Source organism: Caulobacter sp. CCG-8, assembly GCF_037402475.1.
GTDB lineage: Bacteria > Pseudomonadota > Alphaproteobacteria > Caulobacterales > Caulobacteraceae > Caulobacter.
Window position 1 is genome coordinate 39,035 of the sequence record NZ_JBBEUD010000025.1, and the last position, 23,067, is coordinate 62,101.

General features: G+C 69.4%; 22 protein-coding genes. 14 read left to right on the plus strand and 8 right to left on the minus strand.

The window, feature by feature from the left end; genetic code table 11:
- The first annotated feature begins 139 nt into the window (after nt 1–139).
- Together WAE60_RS20790 and WAE60_RS20795 are read left to right on the plus strand one after the other, a co-directional pair.
- Nucleotides 140–2,290: a TonB-dependent siderophore receptor gene (locus WAE60_RS20790; RefSeq protein ID WP_337688420.1), complete on the plus strand. Its 2,151-nt coding sequence runs from the start codon at nt 140–142 to the stop codon at nt 2,288–2,290.
- An 8-nt stretch (nt 2,291–2,298) separates the two neighbouring features.
- Complete coding sequence (locus tag WAE60_RS20795) at nt 2,299–3,651, plus strand: PepSY-associated TM helix domain-containing protein (protein WP_337688422.1); 1,353 nt, start codon at nt 2,299–2,301, stop codon at nt 3,649–3,651.
- 87 nt (nt 3,652–3,738) lie between these two features.
- Here the strand turns inward: WAE60_RS20795 and WAE60_RS20800 are convergent, their stop codons facing one another.
- Together WAE60_RS20800 and WAE60_RS20805 are read right to left on the minus strand one after the other, a co-directional pair.
- Nucleotides 3,739–5,262, minus strand: a complete 1,524-nt coding sequence (locus WAE60_RS20800; RefSeq protein ID WP_337688424.1) for a UdgX family uracil-DNA binding protein — start codon at nt 5,260–5,262, stop codon at nt 3,739–3,741.
- Entirely contained in the window at nt 5,262–6,482 is a 1,221-nt protein-coding gene (locus WAE60_RS20805) for a putative DNA modification/repair radical SAM protein (RefSeq protein WP_337688426.1), read from the minus strand. Before WAE60_RS20805 ends, WAE60_RS20800 begins: the two co-directional genes overlap by 1 nt.
- A gap of 92 nt (nt 6,483–6,574) precedes the next feature.
- Between WAE60_RS20805 and WAE60_RS20810 the strand changes: the two genes are divergently transcribed.
- From WAE60_RS20810 to WAE60_RS20820, 3 genes are all read left to right on the plus strand, one after another.
- Nucleotides 6,575–7,453: a transglutaminase family protein gene (locus WAE60_RS20810; protein ID WP_029915746.1), complete on the plus strand. Its 879-nt coding sequence runs from the start codon at nt 6,575–6,577 to the stop codon at nt 7,451–7,453.
- Nucleotides 7,454–7,487: 34 nt separating this feature from the next.
- Complete coding sequence (locus WAE60_RS20815) at nt 7,488–7,634, plus strand: hypothetical protein (protein ID WP_197026737.1); 147 nt, start codon at nt 7,488–7,490, stop codon at nt 7,632–7,634.
- Between the two features lie 150 nt (nt 7,635–7,784).
- Complete coding sequence (locus WAE60_RS20820) at nt 7,785–8,762, plus strand: L,D-transpeptidase family protein (protein ID WP_156035852.1); 978 nt, start codon at nt 7,785–7,787, stop codon at nt 8,760–8,762.
- Between the two features lie 90 nt (nt 8,763–8,852).
- Here the strand turns inward: WAE60_RS20820 and WAE60_RS20825 are convergent, their stop codons facing one another.
- From WAE60_RS20825 to WAE60_RS20835, 3 genes are read right to left on the minus strand one after another with little or no spacing between them, the layout of a single operon-like run.
- Nucleotides 8,853–10,031 (minus strand): VWA domain-containing protein, encoded by a 1,179-nt coding sequence (locus WAE60_RS20825; RefSeq protein ID WP_029915751.1) that lies wholly within the window; start codon nt 10,029–10,031, stop codon nt 8,853–8,855.
- A 53-nt stretch (nt 10,032–10,084) separates the two neighbouring features.
- Nucleotides 10,085–10,795, minus strand: a complete 711-nt coding sequence (locus WAE60_RS20830) for a hypothetical protein (RefSeq protein WP_337688433.1) — start codon at nt 10,793–10,795, stop codon at nt 10,085–10,087.
- Between the two features lie 53 nt (nt 10,796–10,848).
- A complete protein-coding gene (locus WAE60_RS20835) occupies nt 10,849–11,382 on the minus strand; it encodes a GNAT family N-acetyltransferase (RefSeq protein ID WP_029915755.1) in 534 nt (177 codons plus the stop codon).
- A 16-nt stretch (nt 11,383–11,398) separates the two neighbouring features.
- Here WAE60_RS20835 and WAE60_RS20840 point away from each other — a divergent pair, with 16 nt between their 5' ends.
- The 8 genes from WAE60_RS20840 (at nt 11,399) to WAE60_RS20875 (ending at nt 17,542) form a co-directional block, all read left to right on the plus strand.
- Complete coding sequence (locus tag WAE60_RS20840) at nt 11,399–12,319, plus strand: histone deacetylase family protein (RefSeq protein ID WP_029915756.1); 921 nt, start codon at nt 11,399–11,401, stop codon at nt 12,317–12,319.
- Between the two features lie 49 nt (nt 12,320–12,368).
- Nucleotides 12,369–12,983 carry a histidine phosphatase family protein gene (locus WAE60_RS20845; protein ID WP_197026738.1) on the plus strand — a complete coding sequence of 205 codons (615 nt, stop codon included), beginning with the start codon at nt 12,369–12,371 and terminating at the stop codon, nt 12,981–12,983.
- Nucleotides 12,984–13,103: 120 nt separating this feature from the next.
- A complete protein-coding gene (locus tag WAE60_RS20850) occupies nt 13,104–13,346 on the plus strand; it encodes an exodeoxyribonuclease VII small subunit (protein WP_337688440.1) in 243 nt (80 codons plus the stop codon).
- The gene (locus WAE60_RS20855; RefSeq protein ID WP_029915762.1) at nt 13,346–13,696 is read left to right on the plus strand and encodes a tRNA-binding protein; all 351 of its coding nucleotides are present in this window, start codon (nt 13,346–13,348) and stop codon (nt 13,694–13,696) included. The genes WAE60_RS20850 and WAE60_RS20855 overlap by 1 nt, the downstream gene beginning before the upstream one ends.
- Nucleotides 13,693–14,577, plus strand: coding sequence for a polyprenyl synthetase family protein (locus WAE60_RS20860; protein ID WP_337688442.1), 885 nt, complete (start codon nt 13,693–13,695; stop codon nt 14,575–14,577). Before WAE60_RS20855 ends, WAE60_RS20860 begins: the two co-directional genes overlap by 4 nt.
- Nucleotides 14,578–14,594: 17 nt before the next feature.
- Nucleotides 14,595–16,511 carry a 1-deoxy-D-xylulose-5-phosphate synthase gene (dxs, locus tag WAE60_RS20865; RefSeq protein WP_029915766.1) on the plus strand — a complete coding sequence of 639 codons (1,917 nt, stop codon included), beginning with the start codon at nt 14,595–14,597 and terminating at the stop codon, nt 16,509–16,511.
- A 181-nt stretch (nt 16,512–16,692) separates the two neighbouring features.
- Nucleotides 16,693–17,175 (plus strand): hypothetical protein, encoded by a 483-nt coding sequence (locus tag WAE60_RS20870; RefSeq protein WP_051695978.1) that lies wholly within the window; start codon nt 16,693–16,695, stop codon nt 17,173–17,175.
- Nucleotides 17,168–17,542 carry a hypothetical protein gene (locus WAE60_RS20875; protein ID WP_337688446.1) on the plus strand — a complete coding sequence of 125 codons (375 nt, stop codon included), beginning with the start codon at nt 17,168–17,170 and terminating at the stop codon, nt 17,540–17,542. Before WAE60_RS20870 ends, WAE60_RS20875 begins: the two co-directional genes overlap by 8 nt.
- Nucleotides 17,543–17,558: 16 nt before the next feature.
- Here WAE60_RS20875 and WAE60_RS20880 read toward each other — a convergent pair whose 3' ends face one another.
- The 3 genes from WAE60_RS20880 to WAE60_RS20890 are packed head-to-tail and all read right to left on the minus strand — an operon-like array spanning nt 17,559 to nt 20,218.
- A complete protein-coding gene (locus tag WAE60_RS20880; RefSeq protein WP_337688449.1) occupies nt 17,559–18,050 on the minus strand; it encodes a hypothetical protein in 492 nt (163 codons plus the stop codon).
- A 45-nt stretch (nt 18,051–18,095) separates the two neighbouring features.
- Entirely contained in the window at nt 18,096–19,589 is a 1,494-nt protein-coding gene (locus tag WAE60_RS20885; protein ID WP_337688450.1) for an acetyl-CoA acetyltransferase, read from the minus strand.
- The gene (locus WAE60_RS20890) at nt 19,586–20,218 is read right to left on the minus strand and encodes a glutathione S-transferase (RefSeq protein ID WP_337688451.1); all 633 of its coding nucleotides are present in this window, start codon (nt 20,216–20,218) and stop codon (nt 19,586–19,588) included. Before WAE60_RS20890 ends, WAE60_RS20885 begins: the two co-directional genes overlap by 4 nt.
- 340 nt (nt 20,219–20,558) lie before the next feature.
- Between WAE60_RS20890 and WAE60_RS20895 the strand changes: the two genes are divergently transcribed.
- Nucleotides 20,559–23,033, plus strand: a complete 2,475-nt coding sequence (locus WAE60_RS20895) for a TonB-dependent receptor (RefSeq protein WP_337688452.1) — start codon at nt 20,559–20,561, stop codon at nt 23,031–23,033.
- Nucleotides 23,034–23,067 lie beyond the last annotated feature (34 nt).

Here is a 23,067-nt window from a genome sequence, read left to right on the forward strand (position 1 = left end):
GTTTGCCCGTGGTGGTCGCGCCACACCGCTGCCGTTTATCCGACAATTGAGGGGCCAGGCCGCGCCTCGGTTTGACAGGGGAGGGCGCTACCCCTTATTGCACTTGCGACTCATTCTTGATCGCAAACGAGCCCCGCCCATGACCTCCTCCCTGCGCGCCTTCCTGCTGGCCGGCGCCGCCGTCGCGACCGTATCGACGGCGACCGTCGCCCATGCCGAGGACGCGCCCGCCGCCGTCGACGCCAACGCGACCGAGAACCAGGTGGACGGGGTGGTGGTGACCGGGGCGCGCGCCCGCACCTCGGCGGTGGCGGGCCTGGGCTTGAGCCTGCGCGAGACGCCGCAGTCGGTGACCGTGATCGGCCGCCAGCAGATCGAGACCTTCGCCCTCAACGACGTCAACCGCCTGCTGGCCAACGTGGTGGGCGTGAACGTCGAGCGGGTCGAGACCGACCGCACCTATTACAACTCGCGCGGCTTCGACATCACCAACTTCCAGGTCGACGGCGTGGGCCTGCCGATGATCTGGGGCATCCAGTTCGGCGACCTGGACACCGCCATCTTCGACCGGGTCGAGGTGGTGCGCGGCGCCAACGGCATGCTGACCGGGACGGGCAATCCGTCGGCGACGGTCAACTACGTGCGCAAGCGGCCCACCCAGGATTTTCAGGCCCAGGCCTCGGCCTCGTACGGTTCGTGGAACGACATGCGGCTGGAGGCCGACGCCTCGGGTCCGCTCAACGCCTCGGGCACGGTCACCGGCCGCCTCGTCTACGCCAACGAGGATAAGGACAGCTACCTCGACTACAACAAGGTCAACCGGAACGTCTATTACGGCGTCCTGTCGTGGGACGTGACGCCGAAGCTCAACGCCACGGTCGGCTATTCGCGCCAGGACAACCTGTCCAGTGGCGTGCTCTGGGGCGCGCTGCCGCTGGAATATTCGGACGGGACGCGGATCGACTATCCGCGCTCGGCCAGCACCGCGGCGGACTGGACCTACTGGGACACCAAGGACGAGAACGCCTTCGCTGAGCTGACCTACCAGATCGGCGCGGGCTGGACCGCCAAGGGAACCTACAGTCACAAGACCTTCGAGGAGAACGCCAAGCTCCTCTACGCCTTCGGCAATCCCGATCCGGTCACCGGCCTGGGCGTGCAGGGCATGGTCGGCCGCTATCCCTCCACCTACAAGCAGGACCTCTGGCAGATCGAGGTCACCGGCCCCGTCGAGCTGTTGGGCCGCCAACACGACCTGGTGTTCGGGGTCAGCACCGCCAAGCAGCACGGGCTGGAGTGGGAGGATTTCTCCGACACCTATGTCGACTATCCCGCCCTGCAGGACTGGGGCGGCCAGCAGCCGACCGAACCGACCTATCCCGGCGCCTATCTGGCCGCCGACACCCGGGACCGCCTGAACCGCTTCTATGGCGCGGCGCACCTGAACTTCAGCGATCGCCTGAAGGGCGTGGTCGGCTTCAACGCCATCGACCTGAAGTCGTCCGGCGATTCCTACGGAACCGACCAGGCGCGCTCGGCCTCGAAGGTCAGCCCCTACGCCGGCCTGGTCTTCGATCTCACAGCCAACGTCTCGCTGTACGGCAGCTACACCGACATCTTCAATCCGCAGTCGGAAGTCGACATCACCAACCACAAGCTCGATCCGGCCAAGGGGTCGAGCTACGAGGGCGGGCTCAAGAGCGAATGGTTCGGCGGCAAGCTCTACGCCGCCGCCGCGGTGTTCCGCTCCAAGCAGGCCGGGCTGGCCTCGTACGCCGGTACGTTCAACGACGGCGAGAACGACGACAACGAGGCGGACGGCCACGGCGACTACTACAGCGGCGTCGACACGACCGCGAAGGGCTACGAGCTGGAGATCGCCGGCGCGCTCACCGAGCAATGGACGATCAGCGGCGGCTGGACCCAGCTGTCGATCAAGGACGACGCCGGCGCGGCGGCCCGCACCTTCCTGCCGCGCAAGACCCTGAAGCTGGCCACCACCTACAGCTTCCCGGAGGTCCGCAACCTGACCCTGGGCGCCCAGCTGCGCTGGCAGGACGACGTCTCGATGGTCGACTACGTGGCGGCCAGCGACACCAGCGTGGAGATCGTCCAGAAGGCCTATACGGTCGTCGACCTGAGCGCCGCCGTCGACCTGACCGACAAGGTCCGCGCCTCGGTCAACGTCAACAACGTGTTCGACAAGACCTACCTGACCAGCCTGCTGTGGAACCAGTCGTTCTACGCCGCGCCGCGCGCGGCCTATGTGCGCCTGGCCTACAGGTTCTAGGGGCGGGCATGGACGCGCGAACCCAGGACCTGGCCTCCGCCGCGCCCGACGCCGGAGCCGCGCCCGCGCGGTCGGGCGCGATGCGGTTCGCGCCGCCGGGGCTGCGGCCGGCCCTGACGTTCCTCCATCGCTGGGTCGGGCTGTTCATCGCCGGGTTCCTGTTCGTCTCGGGCGTGACCGGCGCGGTGATCTCGTGGGACCACGAGCTGGACGACGTGCTCAATCCGCACCTGATGTTCGCCCAATCCAGCAAGGCAGGGGGCAAGGACGGCCCGCCTCTGGCGCCGCTGGACCTGGCGCGCCAGATCGAGGCCCGCGACCCGCGCGTGCAGGTGACCTATCTGCCCCTGGCGCCCGAGCCCGGCGGCACGCTGGCCTTCGGGGTCGAGCCCAAACGCGATCCCGCCACCGGCAAGCTGTTCGAGCCGCACTACAACCAGGTATTCATCGACCCGGCGACCGGCGCCGAACAGGGGCGGCGCGAGTGGGGCGCGGTCTGGCCGATCACCAGCGAGACCTTCGTCTCGTTCCTCTACGTGCTGCACTACAGCCTGCACATTCCCGAGATGTGGGGGATCGACCGCTGGGGGATCTGGCTGCTGGGCGGGGTGGCGATCCTATGGACGCTGGACTGCTTCGTCGGCTTCTACCTGACCCTGCCGTCGCGCCAGAAGGGGGCGGCCAGGCCAGGGCGCGGCTTCTGGGCGCGCTGGAAGCCGGCCTGGGTGATCAAGACCTCGGCCAGCGCCTACCGGATCAATTTCGACATCCACCGGGCCTTCGGCCTGTGGCTGTGGGGCGTGCTGTTCACCGTGGCCTTCACGGCCTTCTCGCTGAACCTCTACACCGAGGTGTTCTATCCGGTGATGTCGAAGGTCTCGAAGGTGACGCCCAGCCCCTTCGACCTGCGCACGCCGGCCGACCATCATTCGCCGATCGTCGCCACCCGCACCTACGCCCAGGTGCTGGCCGGCGCGCGGGCCGAGGCGACCAAGCGGGGCTGGGAAGCCCCGGCCGGCGGGGCCTTCTATTCGCCCGAATACGGCATCTACGGGGTGGCCTTCCACGAGCCGGGCGGCGACCACGGCGCGGCCGGGGTGGGACCGCCCTACCTCTATTACGACGGCAGGACCGGAGCCTTGCTGGGCGACTCCCAACCCTGGAAGGGGACGGCGGCCGACATCTTCGTCCAGGCCCAGTTCCCGCTGCACTCGGGCCGGATCCTGGGGATTCCCGGGCGCATCCTGATCTCGCTGACCGGCGTCGTGGTGGCGGCGCTCAGCGTGACCGGGGTGGTGATCTGGCTGAAGAAGCGCAAGGCGCGGGCAGGGCGTCGGGCGAAGCTGGCGAGGGGCGGCTAACGGCCGGGGGACATGCACTTGTGCGTGTCCCCATCGGTGAGCGCAGTGTCCGGAATTGGGGACACGCACAAGTGCATGTCCCCCGGCTTAGCCCGCCAGCTTCCACGCCAGGCGCAGGTCCGCGACCAGCTCCGCATAGGCGCGGTCCTTCGCCTCCGGGTCCGGTATCCGCAGCATGAAGGACGGATGCCAGCTGACGAGACCCTGGGCGTCGCCGTCCAGGACCTGGCGCTGGCCCCGTGTCTTGCCGACGGGCAGGGCCTTGCCGAACACCGCCTGCACCGCCGTCGCGCCCAGGGCCAGGATCACCTTGGGCCGCACCAGCCGCCGCTCGGCGTCCAGCCACCAGCGGCAGGCCTGGACCTCGCCCCGGTCCGGGGTCTTGTGCAGGCGGCGCTTGCCGCGCGGCTCGTGCTTGAAGTGCTTGACCGCGTTGGTGACGAACACCCGGTTGCGCGGAATGCCCGCCTCGGCCATCGCGCGGTCCAGGAGTTGGCCGGCCGGGCCGACGAAGGGCACGCCCCGCAGGTCCTCCTGGTCGCCGGCCTGCTCGCCGACGATCATCAGCGCCGCCTTGGCCGGACCTAGCCCCGGCACCCCCTGGGTGGCGTCGCGCCAGAGGTCGCAGCGGCGGCAGACCTGGATCCCGGCCGCCACCTCCTGGAGATTGACCAGGTTGCTCTCGCCGAACGACCCGTCACGGGCGTGCTTCAGCGCGGCCTTGAGGACGCGGTCCGACGGCTTGGTGGGCTGGGCGGCGACCATGGTTTCGGTCCGGCTCTGGGCTTTCTCGATCAGCTCCGGAATGAGCGCCGCCTCGGGCAGGTTCCGCCAATAGCGCTTGGGCATTTCCTGTTTCATCATCGCCGGGTTGAGCCGGGCCGGATTGAAGATCGAGGCGTAGTAGGTGCGCCACATCTCCTCCTGGGCGTCCTGCGAGGGCGCGTCGGCGGGATCGGCGCCGGGCGACATCGTCAGGAGGCTTCCGTCCCAGTGGACGCAGGCGTCGGGCGTCAGGATCGACCAGTTCATGTTGGCGAACCGCCGCGCGAAGAACGGGGCGGCGGCTTCGGTGACGCGGTGGGCCGGCTCGAACCAGGCCACGTAAGTTTCCGGTGTCACGTCCTCCACCAGGCGGAAACGGACGAAGGCGTGCATCTTGTGGATCGCCCGGCCCACGCCCTTGGCCATGTCGCGCGCCTTGGCGACGTCGGCGTCGGCGGGGTTGTCGAGCAGGCGGGGCTGGCGTTCGAGGCGGTGGAGGATGCGGTACAGCAGGGCGAGGCGCTCGGGCGAGCGATGCAGGATCACGGTCTCGGCCAGGTCGACGAAGGCCTTGGGGACACTAAAACTCTTTCCCTCCCCCTCGTGGGGAGGGTGGCCCCGAAGGGGTCGGGTGGGGTTTGATGAGTCTTGCGGCGGCGAGACCCCACCCACCAGCTTCGCTGGTCCCCCCTCCCCACAAGGGGGAGGGAAGAGGTCCTCTCCGAACAGCTCCCGCTGCACCGTCCAGACTACCGCCTCCGGCGCCACGCCCTCCGCCCGCAGCGCCCGGGCGGCGAGGCGCCAGCCGTTGAAGTCGATCTCGGACTCCAGTCGCGCCACCCGCATCAGAACAGGCTTAGCTGCTGCGGCGCGACCAGCGAGGCGCGCAGGTCGTCGCTGTCGACGGCCGCGCCCGGCGTCCAGTCGGCGGTGACGATGAACGGCTTGGCGCGCTTGACCGAACCGCAGACGCGCTTGACGTCGTCCAGGGTCAGGCGGGTCTGGGTCCGGGCCTGCAGGATGCGGTCGACGCCCCGCGCGCCCAGTCCCGGCGTGCGCAGCAAGGTCTCGCGGTCGGCGGTGTTGACGTCGACGGGGAAGTCGCCCCGATGGCGCAGGGCCCAGGCGGTCTTGGGATCGACGGCCAGGTCCAGGTCCTGGCCCGGCGCGACGATCTCGCCCTGGCCGAAGCCGTAGAACCGCATCAGCCAGTCGGCCTGGTAGAGGCGATGTTCGCGCACCAGGGGCGGGCGGCTCAAGGGCAGGCGGGCGCTGCCGTCGGGGATGGGGCTGAAGGCCGAGTAGTAGACCCGCTTGAGCTGGTAGGAGCCGTACAGCGCCGCGCTGCGGGCCAGGATGTCGCCGTCCTTGGCCGCGTCGGCGCCCACGATCAACTGGGTCGACTGGCCGGTGGCGAACTTGCGGCGGCCGGTCTTCCGCGCCGGCTCGGCGTGGTCCTCGATCCGCAGGCGCATCCGGCCCATGGCCCTCTTGATCCCTGCCGCGTCCTTCTCCGGCGCCAGCACCGCCAGGCTCTCGTCGGCCGGCAGTTCGACATTGATCGACACCCGGTCGGCGTAGAGCCCGGCCTCGGCGGCCAGTTCAGGCGAGGCCTCGGGGATCAGCTTCAGATGGATGTAGCCGCGGAAGTCGTGATCCAGCCGCAGGCTCCGGGCCACCCGGACCATCTCCTCCATCGTGTAGTCGCCGGTGCGGATCACGCCCGACGACAGGAACAGGCCTTCGATATAGTTGCGCTTGTAGAAGTTCAGCGTCAGGTCGACGACCTCCTTCACGCTGAACCGGGCCCGCTGGACGTTGGACGACACGCGGTTCACGCAATAGGCGCAGTCGTAGATGCAGAAATTGGTCAGCAGGATCTTCAGCAGGCTGATGCAACGGCCGTCCGGCGCATAGGCATGGCAGATGCCCATGCCCTCGGTCGAGCCGACCCCCTTGCCGCCCAGGGAGTCGCGCTTCTCCGCGCCCGAGGAGGCGCACGAGGCGTCGTACTTGGCGGCGTCGGAGAGGATGGCGAGCTTGCGTTTCAGATCGAGGATGGCCATCCATCCAACCTATTGTTCTTATTTTGTTCCGTCCATGCCGATCACCCGCCTGTGATGGAACGAAGCAGGGCCGGCGGGGTTATGCAGAGCCTATGGCGCGGCTCAGCATCCTTCATGAGACCCGGTACAGCTACGCCCGGCCGGTCGGCTTCGGGGCGCATCGGCTGCTGATCCGCCCGCGCGACAGCCACGCCATCCGGATCGTCGAAGCCTCGCTCCAGACGTCTCTTCCCGGCCAGACCCGCTGGACCTATGACGCGGCGGGCAATTGCGTCTGCTGGTTCACGCCGCAGGGCGAGGCCGACAGCTTCACCATCACCAGCCGCCTGGTCATCGATCGCTATCCCGCGCCCCTGATCAGCCTGCAGATCGACGACCCGCACACCATCTCGCCGATCGTCTATTCGCGCGAGGACCGAGCGGTGCTCAACCCGTTCATCACCCCCGCCACCGACGACGACGACCGGGTGCTGCTGCGCTGGCTGCGCCAGCAGATGGAGCGTCCCGACGAACCGGCGATCGACTTCCTGCTGCGGATGAACGCCACCATCCACGACAGCTTCGTCTACAAGGCCCGGCCCGAGGCCGGCACCCAGACCCCGGCCCAGACCATCGCCTCGGGGGAGGGCACCTGCCGCGACTTCGCCTGGCTGATGGTCGAGGCCCTGCGGCGGCTGGGTTACGCGGCGGTGTTCGCCACGGGCTACATCTACAGCGGCCCGGCCTCGGCCCTGCGCGGCGCCGGCGCCACCCACGCCTGGTGCGAAGTCTTCCTGCCGGGCCTGGGCTGGACCGAGTTCGATCCGACCAACGGCCTGGCGGAATCGCCGGACCTGATCCTGGTCGCCCATACCCGCACGCCCAACGAGGCCAAGCCGATCTCGGGCACCATCCTGGATGATCCGGGAGAGGCGCACCTCGGCGTCAAGGTCGAGGTGCGGCTGCTGGACGCGCTCGAAGCGGCGGCGTGATGAAAACGACACGAAAAATCGGGAGGATAAGGCCATGATGAAGCCCTTCCAGCAGCAAGCTCCCCTCGGCGGCGGCCACCTGCCGCATCCCGAGCCCAAGCCCCAGCACGGCCAGAAGCCGGACGCCGAGTGCCTGAAGGTCCCGGAGAAGCGCTCGTTCGAACCGCGCCCGGCCCACTAGCCAAGGCGCGGCGCTGAGCGCCGGTTGAGCGGATCGCGCCGCTCGCGACGTTTGGAATTGCGGTCTCGGCGATCTTCCCCGAGGCTCCTGTTCGACGTCGCTCCGAGAGGCTTGATGATCCTGTCGCGTCCCGCCCGTTCGCTTCGAGGCATGGCCCTCGTCGCCGCCCTGGCCCTCTTCCTTCCCGCCGCCGCCCTCGCCCAGGGCGCCAAGGCCACCTCGGCCGTCGATCTGGCCCACCGGGCCGATGCCCTCCAGCCCGGACAGTGGGTCTGGGCCCCGCAGATCGCGCCCAAGGGGCCGGTGACCGTCTATGTCGACCTGTCGCGCCAGCTGGCCACGGTCTACCGCAACGGCGTGCGCATCGGCGTCTCCACCGTGTCGAGCGGCAAGGACGGCTACGAGACCCCGACGGGGGTGTTCACGATCCTGCAGAAGGACGCCGACCACCGGTCCAACAAGTACAACAGCGCGCCCATGCCCTATCAGCAGCGGCTGACCTGGGACGGGGTGGCGCTGCATGCCGGCGGCCTGCCGGGCTATCCCGAGAGCCACGGCTGCGTGCACCTGCCGATGGGCTTCGCCAAGGCGCTGTTCGCCGTCACCCCGATGGGCGGCACGGTGATCGTGGCCGGGACGGCGGGGCAGGGGGCGACCATGACCGAGGCCGCGGGGGTGCTGGGTCCCAAGCCGGACGCGCCCGACCATAGGCCCCTGGCGCCGGACGAGGACTTCCGCTGGACGCCCGAGGTCTCGCCGACCGGGCCGCTGACCATCATCGCCTCGCGCACCGACGGCCGGGCCATCGTGCTGCGCAACGGCAAGGAGATCGGCCGCGCCCGCGTGACCCTGCCGGTGACCGACTTCCAGACCCACGTCCTGACCTATGCCGGCAAGGCCCCGGACGGCGAGGACCGCTGGATCTATGTCGGCGTGCCCGGCCACGCGGGCGAGGACGGCAAGCTGCTGGACGCCAAGGTCATGGCCCAGGCGGTGATGCCCGCCGCCTTCGAGGCCGACGTCCGCGCGATCCTGGTGCAGGGCGCGACGATCCTGGTCACCCAGGACCCCGTGCTGCCCGAGGAGACCGGCAAGTCGATGACCGTGATGACCAGCGAGGCGCCTTAGGGGCCGGGGACATGCCCTCGGGCGTGTCCCCACAAGTCCTGGCTCCGTGGGTGCCGATGGGGACACGCGCGAGCGCATGTCACCGGCCGGTCAGCCCCGCACCAGTTCCCGCATGGCCTTGTCCAGGCCTTCCAGGGTCAGGGGGAACATCCGGTCGTTCATCAGCTGCTTCATCACGCCGATCGACTGGGTGTAGTCCCAGTGCCGCTCGGGCGTGGGGTTCAGCCAGACGGCGCTCTGGTAGATGTCGGTGACCCGGCTCATCCAGATGGCGCCCGGCTCCTCGTTCCAGTGCTCGACGCTGCCGCCCGGATAGGTGATCTCGTAGGGGCTCATGGTCGCGTCGCCCACGAAGATCACCTTGTAGTCGTGCGGGAACTTGTGGAGCACGTCCCAGGTCGGGATCTTCTCGACCTGGCGGCGGCGGTTGTCCTTCCACACGGCCTCGTACAGGCAGTTGTGGAAGTAGAAGAACTCCAGGTGCTTGAACTCGGTCTTGGCGGCGCTGAACAGCTCCTCGCAGAGCTTGATGTGGCCGTCCATCGAGCCGCCGATGTCGAAGAACAGCAGCACCTTGATGGTGTTGCGCCGCTCGGGACGCATCTGGATGTCCAGATAGCCCTTCTCGGCCGTGCCGCGGATCGTGCCGTTCAGGTCCAGCTCGTCCAGCGCCCCCTGGCGGGCGAACTTGCGCAGGCGCCGCAGGGCGACCTTGATGTTGCGTGTGCCCAGCTCGACCGAGTCGTCGAGGTTCTTGTACTCGCGCTTGTCCCAGACCTTCACGGCGCGGCCGTGGCGGCTCTTGTCCTGGCCGATGCGCACGCCTTCGGGATTGTAGCCGTTGTTGCCGAACGGCGAGGTGCCGCCCGAGCCGATCCACTTGTTGCCGCCCTCGTGGCGCTCCTTCTGCTCCTTCAGGCGCTCCTGCAGGGTCTCCATCAGCTTCTCGAAGCCGCCCATGGCCTCGATCTGCGCCTTCTCCTCGTCGGTCAGGAACTTCTCGGTCAGGGCCTTGAGCCACTCGGCCGGGATGTCGGCCGTGATGCCGTCCTCGACGGTCTCCAGCCCCTTGAACACGTGGCCGAACACCCGGTCGAACTTGTCGAGGTTCTTCTCGTCCTTCACCAGGCTGGCGCGCGACAGGAAGTAGAAGTCCTCGATCCGCCGGTCGATGACGTCCTTGTCCAGCGCCTCCATCAGCTGGAGGTACTCGCGCAGGGACACCGGGATCTTGGCGGCGCGGAGCTCGGAGAAGAAGCGCAGGAACATGCCACGGACCTTGGGGCGGACTTTCGAACGGTTGTTCGAGCCCAGGATGGCGGTCAGGAGGCGGGCTGTCCAGCCGCAGGCGCCGGCGGGTGGTGATAGGTGTCGGCCTTGAGGACGTAGAACAGCCAGCCGATGCCGTCGCCGGCGTCGGCCAGGAACTTGGCCATGCCAGCGTCGCCGCTGAGGCGGTACTTGATCGCCCAGCCGTCGATCACCGTGACCGACACGCTTTCGTAGTTCCCCCCGACCAGGAAACGCTCCGTGCGGCTGGCCGGAATCTTGTCCGAGGCCAGGATCTTGGCGATCATCGGATTGACGGTCGCCTTGTAGGGCTTGGCCTTCGGATACTTGGCCTTCAGGGCCATGACCGCCGCCGCGATCTCCTGGTCCAGGGTCAGGGTCGTGCGGGTGGCGTAGACCGTCCGGCTGTCGAAGCTGGTCACGCTGTGGCAGCCGACGTCGTCGCCGTTGGGATTGAACAGCACGACCTCGCTTTCGGTCCGGCCCGGATTTAACAGGCAGTAGAGGCCCGAGCCCTTGTGCTGCAGGATCACCGCGCCGTCCTGGTCGGGCTGGTCGCTGAGGTTGTTGAACAGGGCCGCGGCGCCGGCCTTGGCCAGGATCGCGTCGCCCTCGGCCTTGGCCGCCGCGCGCTTGGCCGGCGCGTCCGGGCTCGTCCCGGGCGCCGGAGCCTGGGCGGAGGCCGCGCCCGTCAACGCCAAGGCCGCCAGCGCGGCGCCGCAACCCGTCAGGAACCGTCGCATCGTATCCTCCCCCAAGAGCTTTGCGGGAGATTGCAGCCGCAGGTCGAGCTTGGCTAGCCCCGCCGCAGGATGAACTCCAGGTCGCGCGTCTCGCCGACCGGGAAGTGGTATTCCCCGACCTTCTCGAAGCCCTTGGATTCATAGAGCTTCTGGGCGCCGAAGTTCTCGGACCAGACGCCGATCCACAGGGGGCGGGGGCCGTCCTTCTCCAGCCAGTCCAGCGCGGTCTTCAGCAGCAGCGAGCCGCGCCCGCCGCCCTGGAAGGCCTTGAGCACGTAGATGCGGTGCAGTTCGCCGTCGCCGGGCTTCACGTCGTCGTGGGGCAGGCCGCACGGGCCGGCCGTGGCGTAGCCGATCGCCTCGTCGTCCAGCTCCAGCAGCCAGGTGGCCTTCTCGGGATCGGCCAGGTCGCGCTTCGTCCGCTCCAGGCCGTAGGCGTAGGCCAGGAAGGTCTCCAGGTCCTCGGTCGGATACAGGTGGGCGAAGGTGTCGCTGAAAGTCCGGGCGCCGAGGCTGGAAACGACGTCGGCGTCGTCGATGGTGGCCCTTCTTATGGAATGGGGGCGGATGGTCGCGGCGGTGGTCAAGAGGTAGGGTCCTCGCATGGATGTCGCGCTCTATACGCACCTGGATATGCTCGACCACCGCCCCGGCGACAACCACGTCGAGCGGCCCGAGCGCCTGCGGGCGGTGATCGACGCGCTGGACGACGACGGCCGCCTGGACCTGGAGAGCCTGGAAGCGCCGCTGGTCGACTTCGCCGACCTGGCCCGCGTGCATCCGCAAGGCTTCATCGACGACGTGGTCGCCGCCGCGCCCCGCAGCGGCCGCCGGGCGCTGGACCCCGACACCGTGCTGTCGACCGGCAGCCTGGCCGCCGCCCGCCGGGCCGCCGGGGCGGTGGTCGCCGCGACCCGCGCCGTGGCGACGGGGCAGGGGACCCGGGCCTTCTGCGCCGTCCGCCCGCCCGGCCACCACGCCGAGCCCGACACGGCGATGGGCTTCTGCGTGTTCTCCAACATCGCGGTGGCCGCCCGCGTGGCCCAGGCTTCGGGGCTGGGCCGGGTGGCGATCGTCGATTTCGACGTCCACCACGGCAACGGCACCCAGGCCGCGTTCGAGAACGATCCGACGGTGTTCTTCGCCTCGATCCACCAGTCGCCGCTGTATCCGGGCACCGGCGATCCGTCCGAGACCGGGGTCGGCAACGTCGCCAACGCCACGGTGGCGCCCCACGCCCCGCGTGAGCTCTGGCGCAAGCGCTTCGAGGGGCTGATGGACAAGGTCGACGGATTCGCGCCGCAGCTGATCCTGGTCTCGGCCGGCTTCGACGCCCATGTCCGCGATCCCCTGGCCGCCCAGAGCCTGGAAGCCGAGGATTTCGCCTGGGCGACGCGGGCGATCGCCTCGGTCGCCAACCGACGTTGCGGCGGGCGTATTGTTTCCTCGCTCGAGGGCGGTTACGACCTAGAAGCGCTCGGCCGTTCGGCGGCGGCGCATGTCAAAGCGTTGCAGGAGGGGTGAGAGGTCCGAAATCAGGTCGCCGGTGGCGATGAAGGGACCTCCAAGATCTATGGCCGACGAATCCGCCGACCACCTTTCCGCTCCGCCCGTCCGCCCCGGCGCGATCACCCTGGCCCGCCACGGCGAGCCGGCCCTGTCGCGCAAGGTCCGCTTCAACGCCCCCGCCTACGGCGACTGGTGGGCGCGCTACGAGGAGGGCGGGCTGCTGCCCGGCCAGACCCCGCCGGATTCGCTGAAGGCCACGGCCAGGCGGGCGGGGGTGATGATCGCCTCGACGCGCCGCCGCTCGATCGAGACCGCCCAGGCGGTCGCCGACGGCAAGGCCTTCGCCACCGACCCGCTGTTCATCGAGGCGCCGCTGCCGCCGCCGCCCTGGCCGCGCTGGATCAAGATGTCGCCCAAGAACTGGGGGTTCTTCGCCCGCTTCTGGTGGTGGTTTTTCGATCACCACGCCGGCCAGGAAAGCCGGGCCCAGGCCGAGGTCCGTGCCGACCAGGCCGCCGACCTGCTGATCGACCTGTCCAAGAACGGCCAGGAGGTGCTGCTGGTCGCCCACGGCTTCTTCAACACCATGATCGGCCTGGCGCTGCAGAAGCGCGGCCTGAAGAAGACGCAGGACCAGGGTTTCAAATACTGGTGCGTGAAGCGCTTCGAGCGGCCCTAGGCGCCTCTTGCGACCGCAGGGACGCCCAGGCCCTGAACCTCGTTCACCAAAAGCCCCGCCAACGGCGTTGCCCGCGCGGCGACCCGCCACTAGGGTGCCCCTGTTCGCCCCGGAGTAGAAATGATCAGTCCGCAAGATCTTGAAGGCATGAGCTTCGAGCAGGCCCTGCAGCGCCTCGAGCAGATCGTCGGCGAGCTCGAGTCCGGCAAGGCCGAGCTCGAGCGCTCGATCGAGATCTACGAGGACGGCGCGGCCCTCAAGGCCCACTGCGAGAAGAAGCTCGAGGCGGCCCGGCTGAAGGTCGAGAAGATCGTGCTGGGCCAAGGCGGCTCCGTGACCGCCGAGCCGGCCGAGTTCAACTGATGGGTCAGGCGTCGCCGCAGATCGGCTACGAGGACTTCGAACGGGTCGATATCCGTATCGGCACGATCATCGAGGCCACGCCGTTCCCGGAGGCGCGCACCCCGGCCTACAAGCTGACCATCGATTTCGGCCCCAAGATCGGCGTCAAGAAATCGTCGGCCCAGGTGACCAAGCACTACGCCCTGGACGAGCTGGTCGGGCGCCGCGTGGCCGCCGTGGTCAATTTTCCGCCGCGCCAGATCGGTCCTATCCAGTCCGAGGTCCTGTGCCTGGGCTTCCCGGACGCCGAGGGCGGCGTCGTACTGGTCGACGTGGACCGTGACGTTCCCAACGGGGGTAAGCTGTTTTGATCGACCTCGAAAAGCGCATCGTCCAGGCGGCCGACATCGTCACCGTGGCGCTCGACGAGCTGCTGCCGCGCGCCGACGGTCCGGAGAGCCGCCTGACCGAGGCCATGCGCTACGCGGCCCTGGGCCCGGGCAAGCGGCTGCGGCCGTTCTTCGCCCTGGAGACGGGCAAGATGTTCGATCTGGCCGAGCGGCCGGTCCTGCGCGCCGCCTGCGCCCTGGAGTGCATCCACGCCTATAGCCTGGTGCACGACGACCTGCCGGCCATGGACGACGACGACATGCGCCGCGGCCGTCCCACCGTGCACGTGCAGTACGACGAGGCCACCGCCATCCTGGCCGGCGACGCCCTGCAGACCGCCGCCTTCGAGATCATGGCCCACCCCGACACCCACGACGACGGCAACGTCCGCTCGGAACTGGTGCGCAAGCTGGCCATCGCCTCGGGCGCCAAGGGCATGTGCGGCGGCCAGATGATCGACCTGCTGGGCGTCCGCGACGACCTGGGGGCCGTGGCCCGCATGCAGCGCCTGAAGACCGGGGCCCTGATCGCCTTCGCCTTCGAAATCCCGCTGATCATCGCCCGCGCGAAGGCCGAGGAGCGCGCCGCCCTGATGGGTTTCGCCCAGGACCTGGGCCTGGCCTACCAGATCGTCGACGACATCCTGGACGCCGAGGGCGACGAAGCGGTGCTGGGCAAGGCCGCCGGCGGCAAGGACGCGGCCAAGGGCAAGGCCAACTACGTCACCCTGCTGGGCCTCGAGGCCGCCAAGGAACGAGTCAATCTTTTGGCCGCTCAAACCAAGTCACATCTCGATATTTTCGGCGAACGGGCTGAACATCTGCGCCGTAGCGTGGATTTCGTGCTGGACCGTCGCAACTGACCGCGCTTTCTTCGGACATGCCTGCTTTGACCCCTCTCCTCGACACCATCTCGTCCCCGGCCGACACCCGCGGCCTCAGCGTGCCCGAACTGAAGCAGCTGGCGAGCGAGGTGCGGGCCGAAACCATCGACGCCGTCTCGGTGACCGGCGGCCACCTGGGCGCGGGCCTGGGCGTGGTCGAGCTGACCGTCGCCCTGCACCACGTGTTCGAGACGCCCAAGGACATCGTCATCTGGGACGTCGGCCACCAGGCCTATCCGCACAAGATCCTGACCGGCCGCCGCGACCGCATCCGCACCCTGCGCCAGGGCGGCGGCCTGTCGGGCTTCACCAAGCGCGCCGAGAGCGAATACGACCCGTTCGGCGCGGCCCACGCGGCCACCTCGATCTCGGCGGCCCTGGGCTTCTGCGCCGCGCGCGACGCGAAGGGCGAGAACAACAACGTCATCGCCGTGATCGGCGACGGCTCGATGAGCGCGGGCATGGCCTACGAGGCGATGAACGCGGCGGTCGACACCACCAAGCGCCTGATCGTCATCCTCAACGACAACGACATGTCGATCGCCCCGCCGGTGGGCGGCATGAGCGCCTATCTGGCCAACCTCGTCTCGGGCGGCGCCTATCGCAAGGCGCGCAAGCTGGGCAAGACGGTGGTCGAGAAGCTGCCCACCCCGATCCGCGACGCGGCCCGCAAGGCCGAGGAATACGCCCGCGGCATGGTCACCGGCGGCACCTTCTTCGAGGAACTGGGTTTCCACTACATCGGCCCGATCGACGGCCACGACATGGACGCCTTGGTCTCGGTGCTGAAGAACGCCAAGGAATTCGACGAGAAGCCGGTCCTGGTCCACGTCGTCACCCAGAAGGGCAAGGGCTACGCCCCGGCCGAGGGCGCCGCCGACAAGCTGCACGCGGTGGTCAAGTTCGACGTGGTCACCGGTCAGCAGCAGAAGGCCGCCGCCGGCCCGCCCAGCTACACCAAGGTCTTCGCCCAGGAACTGATCAAGCACGCCGAGATCGATCCGAAGATCGTGGCCATCACCGCCGCCATGCCCTCGGGCACGGGGCTGGACCTGTTCGGCAAGGCCTTCCCCGACCGTACCTTCGACGTCGGCATCGCCGAGCAGCACGCGGTGACCTTCGCCGCCGGCCTGGCCGCCGACGGCATGAAGCCGTTCGCGGCGATCTATTCGACCTTCCTGCAGCGCGGCTACGACCAGGTGGTCCACGACGTGGCCATCCAGCGCCTGCCGGTGCGCTTCGCCATGGACCGCGCCGGCCTGGTCGGCGCCGACGGCCCCACCCACGCGGGGACCTTCGACCTCGGCTTCATGGGGGCGCTGCCCGGCATGGTGCTGATGGCCGCCGCCGACGAGGTCGAATTGGCCCACATGGTCTCGACCGCCGTGGCCATCGACGACCGCCCCAGCGCCTTCCGCTATCCGCGCGGCGAGGGCCTGGGCCTGACCATCCCCGACCTGGCCGCTCCCCTGGAGATCGGCAAGGGCCGCATCGTCCGCGAGGGGACCAGCGTCGCCATCGTCTCGCTGGGCACGCGCCTGGCCGAGTGCCTGAAGGCCGCCGACCTGCTGGCCGCGCGCGGTCTCTCCGCCACGGTCGCCGACGCCCGCTTCGCCAAGCCGCTGGACGTCGACATGCTGCTGCGCCTGGCGCGCGAGCACGAGGCGATCATCACGGTGGAGGAGGGGGCCGTCGGCGGCTTCGGCGCTTTCGTGCTGCAGGCCCTGGCCGAGCACGGCGCCCTGGACCGCGGCCTGAAGATCCGCACCCTGGTGCTGCCCGACGTCTTCCAGGACCAGGACAAGCCCGACGCCATGTACGCCCAGGCCGGCCTCGACGCCGAAGGCATCCTGCGCGGCTGCCTGGCGGCGCTGGGCGTGGACAACATCAGCGCGGCGGGACGGCGGGCCTAGCGCCCGATCGTCCGCGCGATCGGCGGCCCGGGCAGCTGATTTTACGCGCGTCGCGACGTGGGCAACCTTCAGTTGACACCCTTCCTCGCCATGCCCTAGCTTGAGCTCAAGGCGTGGCTGGGGGGCCGCCTGCCTGCCATCCCTCGCTCACGCCGTGCTCTTTCATCGAAGGGAAGCCCACGTGCGTCTGTCTCGCAAATTCTGGACCGTTCTCCTGCCGCTCGCCGTTTCGGCCTGCGCCACCTGGTCGACCACGACCGTCAAGCCGGCCAAATCCGCGGAACTGGTGCAGGAGGCGCCCGCCGCCGCCCCGCAGGCGACGCCGGATCCCGCGGCCGCGCCGGCCCCGGCGCCGGTCCCGGCGACCGAACCCGCCCCCGCCGCCGCGCCCGCCGCATCGACGATCGTGGACGGCGTGCTGGTCAGCGAAAACGACATCACCGACAAGCCCTACAAGGTCCTGGGCGACATCAAGGTCACCGTCCGCAAGACGACGATCTTCAATGCCGATCCCACCCGCGCCCAGGTCGACGAAAAGCTGCGCAAGCAGGCCAAGAAGATGGGCGCCGACGCCGTGGTCCTGGTGCGCTACGGCACCGTGGGCATCGGCCTGACCAGCTGGGGCGTCCTCGACGGACAAGGCCGCGCGGTCAAGTTTGACTAGGTCCGTCCTGGTCCTGGCGGCGGCGGCGCTGCTGGCGGGTTGCGCCCGCCCCGCGCCGCCGCTGCCGTCCGCCGGCGGCCTTGCCCTGACCGCCACGCCCCAGGCCGAGCGGCCGGCGCGCTGCGCGGCCCTGCAGTCACGGGTCACCACCCTGCGCGGCGAGATGAAGGTCATCGAGGACGTGATCGCTGGACGCCGGACCTCCGACCAGGTCGCCGGCTATCTGTCCGCCGTGCTGTTCCCGCCTCTGGCCCTGGTCATGCTGACCGATCCCGGCGCGGCGCGGAAGCGTGAGCTGGACCTGCGGCAGGGCCAGATCGACGAGGCCTTGGCCGAACAGAAGGCCCTGGCCTGCACGACCGCCTGATCGGGTCGGCCAGCGCCTAGGCCGTACACGCCTTGAAGAACGCCTTCACGTCGTGGCGGTCGGCCGGGGCGGCGTCCAGGCTGTGGCGTTCGTCGGCGATCAGCAGGTCCAGGTCGCCCGTGCGGCGGAAGGCGCTCAGCGCCGCGGCATCGACCGAGGTCCGCGCCTCCAGGACGCCGCCGACCACCTCCGACGCGACGACCCGGGCCTTCAGGCGGGTGATCTTGTCGTTGGAGGCCAGGGCGATCTCGTTCCCGCTCAGGTCGGTCGCCGTCAGGGTCACGGCGGCGGCGCCGGGCGCGCAGGCCATCATCATCAGCACTTCGTCGCTGTCGGGCCGGCCATAGGCCAGCTTGGGCCCCTCGTCGCCCGGCTCCATGTAGCGCCAGGCGTAGCCGGGCGGCGACGGATGCTCGTAGGCGCAGGCGCCCAGCGTCAGCCCGCCCAGGGTCAGCACCAGGAGCAGGGCGTTGGGAAGCAGGCGGCTGGACAGGATGCGGCGGGGCATGGACGGGTTCCTTCGCCGGAGGAACGCCGCGAGGGCTCCAGAGGTTCAGAGCCGCCAGTCCAGCACCCCGTCATCGCCCGCGCGGAGGGTTCCCGACCGGCCGATCGCGAAGGCGTCGGGATCAGTCAGGGCCGCCAGGGTGTCGGTATCGGCGGCCGGAACCCGCACCAGGGCCCGCGCCCCGTCGCCGGTCCGCACGATGGCCACGCCGTGGGTCGGCGCGCCGTCGCGGTCGTAGAGCACGGTGGCGGTCTCCAACACGGCCGACCCTGTCGCGGCCTCCACGAAGGCCGGAACCGCGCCGCGCCGGGCGTCGGCGGCGGCCTGGACGCTGATCTCCTCCAGCGGCCTGCCGCCCTCGGGCGCGGGGCGGTCGGCCAGGACCAGGCCGTGATGCTTGGTCACGAACTCGCCCTGGCCGTACAGCAGGCCGGTCCCGCCCTCCCGCAGCCGGCGGGTCATGGCGACCGCCGCGTGGGTCATGTAGTCGTTCATCGGGGCCCCGAAGAAGGTCAGGCCGCCGGTCACGGTGGGCGTGACGCCACCCTCGAATGGCGCCGGCAGGCCCAGGGTCCGCCGGGCCATCTTCGGCACGCAGGGGAAGCAGCTGTAGAGCTCCAGCGCGTCGAAGCCCCCCGCCATGCCGCTCACCGTCTCCAGCACGGCGTCCTGCGCCACCGAGCCGTGATAGTGGTCGCGCTGCAGGTAGTCGCCGGGCTCGCGCGCCGCCGCCCCGCCCCAGACGAAGACCAGCCGCTCGTCGGCGATCCCGGCCGCCCGGGCGGCGGCCAGGCTGGTCACGATCACCGCCGCGCCCTGGTTCACCTGCATGTTGGCCACCATCAGCTTGGTGTAGGGCCAGGCGATCGGGCGGTTGTCGGGGCGCGGGGTGGTGATCTGCTCGGGCGTGAAGGCCGTCTTGATCCAGGCGTTGGGCTGGCGCGCAGCCACCGCCGCATAGGCCGACCACAGGGCGCCGGACTCGGCCAGGGCCTGGCGCGGCGTCTGGCCCCAGTGGTGGGCGGCGGCGTTCTCGTAGAACGGATAGACGCTGACCGGCAGGAAGACGCCCAGCTTCAGGGCCAGCGGATGGACCTCGATGCGTGGCCCGCGCCCGTCGGCCGGCGGCTTGGGCGTCCAGGGCAGGTCCACCCCGGCCGCGCGGGCCTTGTTGACGCTCCACTGCGCCTCGGCCCCGACCACGGCGCAGACCTCGGCCTCGCCCCGGGCGATGCGGACGGCGGCCTCGTGCAGGTAGCGCACCGGGCTCTCGCCGCCGACCGGGCCGTAGACCGCGCGGGCCGGGGCGATGTCCAGCCGGGCGCACAGCTGGCCCGCCGCGTCGGCGTAGCGCCAGCTCAGCTGGTTGACGACGTCCAGCGAGCCGATCCTGGCCAGGAAGCCGCCGCCCGCGTCGGCGTCGGCCTCGCGCAGGGCCGCCTCCATCAGGGCCAGGGGCTCCAGGGCCTTGGAGAGGTCGCCGGGGCGGTCGAGGGTCTCGCCGACGCCGACGATGACGGGAATGCGCTCAGCGTTCACAGCACGGGTTCTCCGGCGCTCTCGGCGGCCAGGGCGCGCTGGTAGGCGGGACGGGCCTTCATCCGCGCCAGATGCGCCTTGAAGGTCTCGGGGAAGGCGTCGGCGAAGCCCAGCTGCTCGCCCAGCTTCAGGGCGTAGGCCACCGAGATGTCGGCCATGGTGAAGCGGCGGGCGGCGACATAGCCGCTGTCGTCCAGCAGCCTGGCCGCCGCCTTCAGCCGCGACAGGAACCACTGCACATAGTCGGCGGCGGCCTGGGGCAGGCGGCGCTCCTCGGGTTCGAACACCGCGTAGCGCAGGTGGATGGTCTGCGGGAAGGTGAGGGTGGCCTCGCCCATGTGCAGGAAGTTCAGATAGGCGCCGAAGCCGGGCTCGTCCGGCGCGACGGTCAGGTCGCTGGGGCCATGGCGGCGGGCCAGGTACTCGCCGATGGCCGCCGACTCGCTCATCAGCACGTCGCCGTCGATCAGGGTGGGCGTGGTGCCCAGCGGGTTGATCTCCAGATAGCCCGGCTCGCGGAACCGGGGCGGGAAGGGCGTCAGCTTCAGCGCATAGGACAGGCCCAGCTCCTCCAGGGCCCACAGGGCCCGGAACGAGCGCGCGCCGACGCAGTGATAGAGGGTGATCATCCTGGCCGCCTCCCGCCTTCCGTTGACCCGAGCATCCGACGGATTCCGGCGCCAGGCCATCGTGCCCTTACGTCCGCCGGGTCCGGAAAGGCCGGGACAACAGGTCAAGCCGCAACGCTTTTGACGGCTCCTTGTGCGCGGTGGATCAAGTTTCTTGACCTTCGCCGTGCGGAAAGGGGCGGGGACTGAGCAAGAAGCGAGCGCCGGGGACATTTCGTTCAAAATGTCAGAGGTGGTTCCGGCCGGGCGGCGGCGGCTGGGTGATGCTGGTTCTCAAGAGGCGTCGTCCTGGGGATAATCACCGCGGGTGATGGGCGCGACGACCTCGAACGAGGACGTCATGTCGAACCAACGGCTTTTGATGGCGGGTTCTTCCGCCGCTGTTCTGCTCGCTCTGTCCGTCGCCGCGTCGCCCGGTCACGCCTTCGCCGCCGATACGCCGGCCGCCGATCCGGCCGACGCCTCGACCGCGGTGGATGAGATCGTGGTCAAGGCGCGGGACAAGGCGGGTCTGATCGAGACCCGACCCAACAACACGGTGTTCGGCATCGACAAGCCGCTGCTGGAGACGCCGCGCTCGGCCAGCTTCGTCAGCGACACCACCCTGCAGCGCTACGGGATCGAGACCATCGACGGCCTGACCGCCGTCTCGCCCGGCACCTACACCGCCAGCTTCTACGGCGTGCCGGGCGCGCTGAACATCCGGGGCACCCTGGCCGAGAACTACTTCCGCGGCTTCAAGCGCATCGAGAACCGCGGCACCTACTCCACGCCCATCGGCGCGGCCGACCAGATCCAGATCGTGCGCGGTCCGCCGACCCCGATCTACGGCTCGGGCAAGGTGGGCGGCATGCTCAACTTCATCCCGAAGTCCGGGAAGAACGAGGGCGGCTACCTCAGCGAACCGACCGGCGAGGTCACGGCCACCTTCGGCTCATACAACAGGAAGAACGCCACGGCCCAGCTGGGCCTGCCCGTGAACCTCGGCCCCGTGACCGGCGGCGTCTACGCCTATGGCGAGGTCGAGGACAGCCACAGCTTCTACAAGGGCATCTATCCGCGTCGCCAGACCGGCGAGATCTCGGCCGACTTCGACCTGGGCAACGGCTGGTCGACGGCCTTCGGCGGCATGAAGTACCACTCGGACGGCGACGTGCAGACGCCCGGCTGGAACCGCCTGACCCAGAGCCTGATCGACAACGGGACCTACACCACCGGCCGCGACACCACCCTGGTCGACAGCGACCACAACGGCCGCATGACCCTGAACGAGATCAGCGGCAACGGCGCCAACCCGTATTACTACGACCCGGCGTTCAACCCGCTCTACATCCCGTACTACGGGTTTTACAACACCAACGCCGCCCACATCCTGGACACCGGCGTGGGCACGACCAAGCTGTCGCCGCGCACGGTCTATATCAGCCCGGCCGACTTCTCGAAGACCGACACCAACACCCTGTACTTCGACCTGGCCAAGGCCCTGTCGCCGACCAGCACGATCAAGGCGCAGTTCTTCTACGACGACCAGGAGAACAAGCGCTTCGTCAGCTACGGCTATCCCGCCTGGTTCGACAGCTCGGTCTGGGAAGGCCGCCTGACCTACAACTTCGAGAACACGTTCGCGGACGGCGCGGTCACGGCCAAGTCGTTCGTCGGCGCCTCGTACCGCGACTTCTCGGGCCGCCGGCGCGAAAGCTACAACAGCGGCGTGATCGCCCTGGACCGCCGCGACATCAGCTTCGGCGCCACGGCCACCGACATCATCGACAGCCCCTTCACCACCGAGACCGGCGCCGGCGTGCTCGGGCTCGCTTGGGAAAACGACAACAAGTCCGACTGGAGCCAGAAGGGCGTGTTCTTCATGACCGACGTCATGATCGCCGAGAAGCTGAACCTGATGCTGGGCGGCCGCTGGGACGACTACGACGTCACCTCGCACGACACCGGCGTGCTCAGCTACCAGGTCTCGGGCGAGCAGAAGGCGGGCAAGGACAAGTTCACCTACAGCGCCAGCGCCACCTACAAGGCCCCGGGCGGGGTGATGCCCTACATCACCTACGCCAAGGCCTCGGCCCTGGAGATGAGCCAGGCCGGCGACGTGGCCGCCAGCCTGGTGGCCGATCCCAGCGGCGCCTGGCTGTCGGACAGCGACCTGGCCGAGGCCGGGGTCAAGTTCCAGTGGCTGAAAGGCACCCTGGTCGGTTCGCTGGCGGGCTACCGCCAGAACCGCACCCAGCTGACCGGCATCACCGGCACGCCCACCGGCACCCGCGCCAAGGGCGTGGAGCTGGAAGTGCGCTGGCTGGCCAGCGAGAACTTCAGCTTCACCTTCTCGGGCAACAGCCAGCACACCACGGTCAAGGGCCCCGACACCTCGTTCCAGTACATCCCGGCCTACACCGCCGGCGTGCCCGGTTCGCAGGCCTTCGGCGGCACCTATGTGGTCTGGGCGTTCAACAGCCTGCCGGGCCGCGCGGGCGACTACGACTACACCTTGATCCCCAAGTCGGTGGTCAGCCTGTACGGCGCCTACACCAGCGACGACTACAGCTGGGGCAAGGTCGGCGGCACGCTGGGCGTCACCCATGTGACCAAGACCTCGGGCACCGTGCAGAACGCCGTGACCTATCCGGCCTACTACGTGGCCAACGCCTCGGCCTACTACGAGTACGGGCCGTACACGGTGACGGCCAACATCGATAACCTGTTCGACAAGCTCTACTTCACGCCCGACGCCGACAGCTACGCCAACCTCGGCGCGCTGCCCAGCAAGGGCCGCGAGTGGCGCGTGACCCTGTCGCGCAAGTTCTAGTTCCCCCTGTCCCGCGCTCCGGACAGGGGCGCGG

Excerpts from the sequence above, each read along its gene's own strand:
- WAE60_RS20790 (WP_337688420.1), top strand. The coding sequence starts at position 140 with ATGACCTCCTCCCTGCGCGCCTTCCTGCTGGCCGGCGCCGCCGTCGCG.
- WAE60_RS20795 (WP_337688422.1), top strand. The coding sequence starts at position 2,299 with ATGGACGCGCGAACCCAGGACCTGGCCTCCGCCGCGCCCGACGCCGGA.
- WAE60_RS20800 (WP_337688424.1), bottom strand. The coding sequence starts at position 5,262 with ATGCGGGTGGCGCGACTGGAGTCCGAGATCGACTTCAACGGCTGGCGC.
- WAE60_RS20805 (WP_337688426.1), bottom strand. The coding sequence starts at position 6,482 with ATGGCCATCCTCGATCTGAAACGCAAGCTCGCCATCCTCTCCGACGCC.
- WAE60_RS20810 (WP_029915746.1), top strand. The coding sequence starts at position 6,575 with ATGGCGCGGCTCAGCATCCTTCATGAGACCCGGTACAGCTACGCCCGG.
- WAE60_RS20815 (WP_197026737.1), top strand. The coding sequence starts at position 7,488 with ATGATGAAGCCCTTCCAGCAGCAAGCTCCCCTCGGCGGCGGCCACCTG.
- WAE60_RS20820 (WP_156035852.1), top strand. The coding sequence starts at position 7,785 with ATGGCCCTCGTCGCCGCCCTGGCCCTCTTCCTTCCCGCCGCCGCCCTC.
- WAE60_RS20825 (WP_029915751.1), bottom strand. The coding sequence starts at position 10,031 with ATGTTCCTGCGCTTCTTCTCCGAGCTCCGCGCCGCCAAGATCCCGGTG.
- WAE60_RS20830 (WP_337688433.1), bottom strand. The coding sequence starts at position 10,795 with ATGCGACGGTTCCTGACGGGTTGCGGCGCCGCGCTGGCGGCCTTGGCG.
- WAE60_RS20840 (WP_029915756.1), top strand. The coding sequence starts at position 11,399 with ATGGATGTCGCGCTCTATACGCACCTGGATATGCTCGACCACCGCCCC.
- WAE60_RS20845 (WP_197026738.1), top strand. The coding sequence starts at position 12,369 with ATGGCCGACGAATCCGCCGACCACCTTTCCGCTCCGCCCGTCCGCCCC.
- WAE60_RS20850 (WP_337688440.1), top strand. The coding sequence starts at position 13,104 with ATGATCAGTCCGCAAGATCTTGAAGGCATGAGCTTCGAGCAGGCCCTG.
- WAE60_RS20855 (WP_029915762.1), top strand. The coding sequence starts at position 13,346 with ATGGGTCAGGCGTCGCCGCAGATCGGCTACGAGGACTTCGAACGGGTC.
- dxs (WP_029915766.1), top strand. The coding sequence starts at position 14,595 with ATGCCTGCTTTGACCCCTCTCCTCGACACCATCTCGTCCCCGGCCGAC.
- WAE60_RS20880 (WP_337688449.1), bottom strand. The coding sequence starts at position 18,050 with ATGCCCCGCCGCATCCTGTCCAGCCGCCTGCTTCCCAACGCCCTGCTC.
- WAE60_RS20890 (WP_337688451.1), bottom strand. The coding sequence starts at position 20,218 with ATGATCACCCTCTATCACTGCGTCGGCGCGCGCTCGTTCCGGGCCCTG.
- WAE60_RS20895 (WP_337688452.1), top strand. The coding sequence starts at position 20,559 with ATGTCGAACCAACGGCTTTTGATGGCGGGTTCTTCCGCCGCTGTTCTG.